The 7,186-nt window shown below is 47.0% G+C and carries 5 protein-coding genes and 2 pseudogenes; 3 read left to right on the top strand and 4 right to left on the bottom strand.

Features of this window, described 5'->3' with window-relative positions; translation table 11 throughout:
• The 3 genes and pseudogenes from V6C93_RS35575 to V6C93_RS35565 form a co-directional block, all read right to left on the bottom strand.
• A pseudogene (locus tag V6C93_RS35575) lies at positions 1 to 511 on the bottom strand (hypothetical protein); the annotation flags it as partial.
• 376 nt (positions 512 to 887) lie between these two features.
• A complete protein-coding gene (locus V6C93_RS35570; RefSeq protein WP_333481419.1) occupies positions 888 to 2,489 on the bottom strand; it encodes an Hsp70 family protein in 1,602 nt (533 codons plus the stop codon).
• Positions 2,450 to 2,758: a hypothetical protein gene (locus V6C93_RS35565; protein WP_333481418.1), complete on the bottom strand. Its 309-nt coding sequence runs from the start codon at positions 2,756 to 2,758 to the stop codon at positions 2,450 to 2,452. The genes V6C93_RS35570 and V6C93_RS35565 overlap by 40 nt, the downstream gene beginning before the upstream one ends.
• Positions 2,759 to 3,264: 506 nt before the next feature.
• On the opposite strand from V6C93_RS35565, the gene V6C93_RS35560 reads away from it, so the two are divergent.
• On the top strand, positions 3,265 to 3,444 hold the full coding sequence (locus tag V6C93_RS35560) for a replication restart DNA helicase PriA (RefSeq protein ID WP_333481417.1): 180 nt from the start codon (positions 3,265 to 3,267) through the stop codon (positions 3,442 to 3,444).
• Between the two features lie 443 nt (positions 3,445 to 3,887).
• On the opposite strand, the gene rlmN is transcribed toward V6C93_RS35560, so the two are convergent.
• Positions 3,888 to 5,018: a 23S rRNA (adenine(2503)-C(2))-methyltransferase RlmN gene (gene rlmN / locus V6C93_RS35555; protein ID WP_349262939.1), complete on the bottom strand. Its 1,131-nt coding sequence runs from the start codon at positions 5,016 to 5,018 to the stop codon at positions 3,888 to 3,890.
• Positions 5,019 to 5,421: 403 nt separating this feature from the next.
• On the opposite strand from rlmN, the gene V6C93_RS35550 reads away from it, so the two are divergent.
• Together V6C93_RS35550 and V6C93_RS35545 are read left to right on the top strand one after the other, a co-directional pair.
• Entirely contained in the window at positions 5,422 to 6,966 is a 1,545-nt protein-coding gene (locus V6C93_RS35550) for a glycoside hydrolase family 10 protein (protein ID WP_333481415.1), read from the top strand.
• A gap of 78 nt (positions 6,967 to 7,044) precedes the next feature.
• A pseudogene (locus V6C93_RS35545) lies at positions 7,045 to 7,186 on the top strand (IS200/IS605 family transposase); the annotation flags it as partial.

Genomic DNA, 7,186 nt, shown 5'->3' with positions numbered 1-7,186 from the left:
CAAAAAATCTCAACGTTTTGGCTGAGCCAAAGGGAGAGCCGCCAATTTCTTGTTCCTTGCGAGTATCATTCAGCCGACCGAATGGAAGTATCGTATTGAGTGGAATAATTGATGGTTCTTGCTCATCGTAGTAGAAGGGCAAATTATCGTTGAAAATCTCTTCCTTGGCAAATTCTGAGAAATTATTACGGCGTTGCCAATATGACCAACCTGACAATGGTGAGTCGATCATAGGTGCAGATATAGGCAGGTTTGGAGATTGACGAGAAGAGAAAACAGGCTCTTCTCCCTCTTTTATTAGCTTCTCATTTTCCTCATCTACGCTTTTCGGCAGTTTAGCGACAATTTGGTACCAATTAAAATAAGCATAGCCACTCAGCTTCTTTGCTTCATCAAGGGTTAGGTTATTTGGAGTAAAAAAGGCTTCAATGGCAGTTCCGTTATAAGAGGGTTTAACGGTTACTGCATCTTTAACGATCGCCTCGATCGGGTCTGCGAACCGTCCTAACAACTCAGCTTCTGCACTCTCTCCTTCGTATGTAAAGAACTTATCAGTTTCCGAAAAACCGCCCCCGGAAATCTTGCCGAATCCTTCTACCTGGAGAGTTCAAGGAAAACCCCCTGACGTTTTTAGGGACTTTTACTGAAGCATTAGAGGCGTTTCGGACAGCGATGCTTTTCGTTTTTTCGAGAGGAGGAAAGATAACATTTTCGAGTACATCTTGTGATGTTTCTATTTCTTGAGTGAAAGACATGCTAGCTAACAACAGAGGAGGTGTAGGTGGCACTCACCAGTCTATAGCGGTTTTCATTTACCTACACCACAAAGCAAGGGCACGATATATCGTGCCCCTACAAAAACCTGTATTAAATACAAGTTCACTACATTAACTCAACTGAGCAACCACCTGATTCTGCAATAAGGGTTGTTGAGTCAGTAAATCTTCCACATTAATTCGTAGAGAACGCCCAGCATCCACCCAAAACTGAATTTTGATACGATCGCGTCCTGGATTTCCTGGAGGAGTCAGTTGAGCAATGGTTCTCGCCCCATCCCGATCATTGAGAGGTTGTACGGCCGTTTTACCCCCGCCTATCTGACGGGTAATTAAGCGATCGCCATCAAAATACACTTCCGTCGCCCCCGTCTGTGAACCCAACTCTCCAACAATGAGTTCAATGCTGGGTTGGTTGTCTACCGATGCCCCCAATAGGAGTTCAACGGGTTCACTCATCGGGTAAGCCTGTCCGGCTTTGATAATGGAATGCCAGTTATGGCAGTTGTTGCGCCTATCCCAATAGCGGATGCCGTAACTGTGGTAAAGGAAATCCTGGATTTCGATGCCTTGAGCCAGCTGAAGTGCGCCTTGTGCGATCGCTTCAAAGGGTTTCTCACAACGAATTTTATCAGCGTCGAAGTATTGCTTCACCCAGTCCTGAACGGCTGGAATTTTAACGCTGCCACCGACTAACAAGACAGCATCGATATCGGGCACTTCTATCCCGGCGCGACGCCCTTGTTGCAAGAGTTGTGCCATCATATCGTCCAGTGTCTCAAAAAACTGGTGTTCTTTCAAGATGGTTTGAAACGTCTTGCGATCAAGCTTGAGTTCGTAACTCTCCAAGGTTTCGTCGTTGAAATAGACTTGCGTTGCCGACTCCTGTTCAGAAAGCTGGATTTTCAATCGTTCGGCAAGACGGGTGGTCAGAGGCGATCGCGTCAATCCTTGAGTCTCGGCAAAGTAATCCACCAGCCAGTTATCAATATCCGAGCCACCCAAGTTCTGCCCCGCCTTGGAGAGTACACGGGCGATTTTTACCTTCTGTCCCGAACTTTCCCCCAGCAGCTTCTCACCCCACTTGACGATAAAACCCAAGGGCTTTTTACCCGGTTGGGCGTCCTGATTGAGTTGTACTAGAGATAAATCCAGAGTACCACCGCCAAAGTCAACCACGAGGAGGGTTTGCCCATTGGCAATGCCATAGCCCAAAGCAGCAGCCGTGGGTTCATCCAAGATGCGTAACTGTTCCACTGGCAGGGATTGGCAGACGCCACTCAACCAATGACGATAGGCTTCAAAGCTATCCACTGGCACGGTGAGAATTAAGGAATCAATAGCACCGTCCTCAGTGGTTTTCAGTTGTTCAATAATTCGCTCTAGAAACCATTGCCCGACCTGCTCAAAACTTACAGCTTTCTCATCCAGTTCCGGTAAGAATCCCTGAATGTCAGCACCAATTCCCCGTTTGAAGCTGCGGAAGAAGCGGGGGTCATTAGTTAGATCGAGTCCTTTGTCACGTACTTCCTGCCCAACTAAGACTTTACCCTGATTCGCATCTTCTATATAGAGCAAACTGGGGATTAAAGGAGGATTGTCCCCTAATTTCAGCGAAAGTCCTGGTAAGCTGAGGGTTTCAGGTTGCTGGGTTGCGGCATTCCAGCGCGTAATTACAGTGTTACTTGTGCCAAAATCAATTGCGATCGCCATTTGAGTTGTAGCAGACAGCTAGTGACATTGTGCGATCGCTTGGCGCTGCCGCGAAGGCGGCAATCGAACCCGACGTTTTGCTGGATTGGTAGAGCAGTACTGGGTTTTTTTGCGATCGCTTGGCGCTGCCGCAAAGGCGGCAATCGCCTCTCCAATAGGTTAGGTCGATGATAATTCCAGAAGCCTGGAAGGGGAGCATCATCCAGTTTAGTGGAAAACAGCTGTAGCACTCCTAACCCTACAACTATATTTTTGAATCTCAATCTCATCTGGGTTTACTCTTCAGAACCATTGGCAGATGGACTGAGGAATTTCAAGGGTGTTCAACTGTAGTGAACTTTACAACAGTAATGTTTTCTTCCTGCTAAAAGCTACTCCTCAATCTAACTACCGATAGACCAAAAACCTTAATTAAACCTTAAGAATAGAAATATGGGATTAGTAATTGACTAATCTATGGTTGTTTTTGCCTGCCAGAGCGTTTTTTAAGAAAACTAAACCGCTCTTTAGCTTGGAGCTGCTTTTCCAGCAACAACCGCGTGGATCGATGCCAAACCACAATTTAACCTTGGGGATCGAAGTAAAATTGCTATTGTTTACTGAAAATGACGGAGTATATCGCTAAGTTCTTCTTGTCAAGAAGTAGAAATACTGACATAATAATTAAAAGGCGCAGGGAGATATAAAATTTGGTTTTTTCCCTTCCTTTAGTAGGGAACCTGTAAAAATTTTCTTTGGCTTTTTTTATAAATTACTGAAATACGAAGGTTGAAAAATGAAGATAACACAAAAAGTTCGCTGCCCCAATTGTGGCAGTCATGCAGAAAGACTTTTTTTCCAAACAACTCACATTACCCAGACTCAATGCCCCGTCTGCGACTATTTGATGATTAACTGTTCTCGCACGGGTAAAGTCGTTGAGGCTTACGCTCCTGGCATTTACGCTCATCGCTAGGATGAAAAATTCGTAGTTCGTAATTTGTAATGGGCTACGTCCTCACTAAAGCTCTAGCGCTGCGCTAACGTAATTAATGTTTAAACAGGGATTTAGACCCCGCTTAAACATGGGCGGCCTAAAGGCCAGGGCTTCTGACCCGCTTTTTGAATTTATAATTACGAATTACGTTGCGAAGCTAACGCGAGAGCCAGTATTCATAATTACGAATTATTCGGTCATATCATGTCCGGTTAAACACCCATAGTTAGGGCTGACGCGGGGACAGGGTGACGCAAAGAAGTTTTTATTGTGGGTAATCAAGCGGACTTCATATCATAAGCGGTTGAATATTTAGTTGCCCATATCCACCTGTTTGGTCAAAGGTAAAGGAGAAAAAGCTTATTTGAAAGCCGGAAAGCCTTTCACCTTTGACCAAGAATCTTGGATTTTGGATAGGGACATCATACGGGCTGAGCAATTTTTGAAGCCCGTAATTGCCCGCAGGCGGCGTCTTTTTCCAGTCCACGAGAGCGGCGCACGCTAACTGCAATATGCTGCTTTTCCAGAACTTCTACAAAGTTTTGAATCCTTCGTGGCGTCGGGCGCTGGTAATCGACCTCACTGATAGGATTGTAAGGAATCAGATTAACGTGACTCTGGAACCCCCTCAGGTGTCCTGCTAACTCAATGGCGTGTTCTGGAAGGTCATTGAGTCCAGCCAACAGGATGTATTCAAACGTTACCCGACGCCCGGTCAATTGTACGTATTCCCGGCACTCGTCTAAGAGCGCTTCCAAGGGATACCGCTTCGCTGTGGGGATGAGTCGCTCTCGCAATGCCTGATTTGAGGCATGGAGGCTGATGGCTAAGGTAACTTGTAGGTGATGTTCGGCGAGTTGGCGAATTCGTCCGGGAATGCCGACGGTGGAAATGGTTAGCGATCGCATTCCAATTCCCACATCTTGATTAATCGACTTTACCGCACCCAACACCGCATCGAGATTCAGCAATGGCTCTCCCATCCCCATGAATACCACATTGCTGACACGTTGCCCGAAGTCTTCCTGAACGGTTAAGACTTGATCGACAATTTCATGGCGTTTGAGATTGCGGATAAATCCCCCTTTGCCAGTGGCACAGAAGTCGCACGCCATTGGACAACCCACTTGAGAGGAAACACAAACTGTGAGACGTTCTTTGGATTTTGCCTGTTGGCTGGGGTTATCTTCCCATCCATCCCACGCTTCCTCTCCTCCTCTAGTGAACGTTGGAATACCGACGGCTTCAATAATGTGACTATCTGCTAGTCGTAGTAGGTACTTGACGGTACCATCGGGGGATGGCGATCGGTAGTGTAATGTAGAGCGACCAATGGGAACATCGGCAACAACTTCCCGCCATTGCTTAGAAAAAACGGAAATTTCTGTGAGCGATCGCGCCCCTTTTTGATAAATCCACTGGTGCAGTTGACGCCCTCGATAAGCGGGTTGCCCCTGCTGTTGCACCCATTCGGTTAACTCGGCTAACGACGCGCCCAAAAGCGGAGGAATTGAGGTTACTTGTGACTGAGCGGATTTATCTACCTCAGTCACGCTTGGGGGATTTTGGGTAGTGCTGTTGTTTTGAGAGTGAATTGGAGAAAGACGGGGCGTCACGGTTGTAAGGGATGATGAATTGCTCTTGGATCTCTATCCTAGAACCTCCTGCAAATAGGGAACGGGTAGAGTCAATAAACATCGCTATTCAAACAATCCACCAGCAGCTTATTGGCATCGTAATACTACCTCAGGCCTTCCTTTTTTTTTGAGAGTGAACTGCCAGTTATGCTCAATATTGCGATCGCCTTCTTTGATTCTCTCAAGAAAGCGATCTGCTGAAGGCAGCAGCGCTAGCGTCACGCCGACGCTCGTTCCGACGCTCGTTCCTCGCTAACGCTTCGCTATCGCTACCGCTTCGCTATCGCTATCGCGCCTATAGTTCAGGGGAGCAACGTTTATGAACATCAAAGCCATACTGTTGAGTGGGTTATTGCTTCTGGTTAGCCCTTCCGTCCAAGCTGTAGAACCCCCAACTCACCAAGCTGCCCTCCCTCCACCACCTGCCCGCGAGTTTCGGGGCGTTTGGATTGCCACCGTAACCAACATCGATTGGCCATCCCAACCCGGATTGACGACTCAACAGCAACAGGCAGAACTCATTGCCCTCCTGGATCGGGCGGTGAAATTGAACTTAAATGCAGTTATATTGCAAATCCGTCCCGCCTGTGACTCTCTCTATGCCTCTCCCTACGAACCTTGGTCAGAGTTCTTAACGGGAAAGATGGGTAAAGCTCCAAACCCTTACTATGACCCGCTAGAATTTGCAGTAGAACAAGCACACAAACGAGGGTTAGAGTTACACGCCTGGTTCAACCCCTACCGCGCCCGTCATGCCCAAGCCACCTCCGAAATTTCCGCTAACCACATTAGCAAAACCCATCCGGAGTGGGTGAAACAGTATGGTAAATATCTTTGGCTAGACCCTGGAAACAAAGACGTTCAGAACTATACACTTAACGTCATGCTGGATGTCGTCCGGCGCTACGACATTGATGGCGTTCACATCGATGACTACTACTATCCCTATCCGGAGCGAGACGAGAATCAACAGGTGATTGACTTCCCTGATGATTCGAGTTGGGAGAACTATGTACGTTCAGGAGGTCAACTTAGCCGGAATGACTGGCGCAGAGAAAATGTTAACACGTTAGTGGAGCGACTCTATCGAGCGATTAAACAGGAAAAGCCTTGGGTGAAGTTTGGGATTAGCCCTTTTGGCATTTGGCGACCCGGTTATCCTGAGCAAATCGGAACCTTTGATGGATATGATGCATTCGATCCTTATGATCAGATTTATGCTGATTCTCTCAAATGGCTAACTAATGGCTGGTTAGATTACTTCTCCCCCCAACTTTACTGGAAAATCGAACAAACCAAGCTCAGCTATCCGGTGTTACTCAACTGGTGGATTGAACACAATAGCCAAGGGCGGCATATTTGGCCGGGAAATTATACAAGTCAGATAACGGATGATCCAGACAACTCTTGGCCTGTCTCGGAAATTCTTTACCAAATCCGGATAACACGAGGTTTTGCAGGTGCAACGGGTAACATCCACTTCAGTATGAAGCCGTTGATGCAAAACCGTCAGGGCATCTCAGATGCCTTAAGTGGCGAACTTTACAACCAACCGGCTGTGATTCCGGCATCGCCGTGGCTTCCTAACATACCACCGGGTCAACCGCTTCTCAAGGTCGATGAAGATGAGAATTCCGATGAAATTCAACTCAGCTGGACGGCTACAGGTTTGCCAATGGTATGGTTGTGGGTGGTGCAAACTCGAATAGGCGATCGCTGGATGACTCAGGTTCTACCCGGACGGCAGACTTCCTACCGATTTAAGCGCCGACAATCAAATCAAAGAGTGGACAGCGTGGCGGTTTCTGCGGTGAATCGCTACAAAACGATTGGCATTCCTGCTGTGGTGGAATTAAGCGAATGAAACTGGGAGAAACATTAACTTGAGTAATGCCAATTCCTTTATTTCAAGGCTTCATTTCAAGACCTCAAGATTAAACTCATGTCTTTCTGGCGCACTTACTATCACCTAATTTGGGCAACAGAATCACGCCAACCTTTAATTACCCGCGATCGCGAATCTGAACTTTACGGTTACATTATCGGTAAGGCAGATGCAATTGGTTGTATTATTCATGCCATTG

Origin of the sequence: Allocoleopsis sp. (genome assembly GCF_036703385.1) — a bacterium.
Taxonomy (GTDB): Bacteria; Cyanobacteriota; Cyanobacteriia; order Cyanobacteriales; family Coleofasciculaceae; genus Allocoleopsis.
This window is presented reverse-complemented; position numbering and strand designations above follow the sequence as displayed.

Coding starts and splice junctions, on each gene's coding strand:
- V6C93_RS35565 (WP_333481418.1), bottom strand. CDS start 2,758: ATGAGATTGAGATTCAAAAATATAGTTGTAGGGTTAGGAGTGCTACAG.
- V6C93_RS35570 (WP_333481419.1), bottom strand. CDS start 2,489: ATGGCGATCGCAATTGATTTTGGCACAAGTAACACTGTAATTACGCGC.
- V6C93_RS35560 (WP_333481417.1), top strand. CDS start 3,265: ATGAAGATAACACAAAAAGTTCGCTGCCCCAATTGTGGCAGTCATGCA.
- V6C93_RS35550 (WP_333481415.1), top strand. CDS start 5,422: ATGAACATCAAAGCCATACTGTTGAGTGGGTTATTGCTTCTGGTTAGC.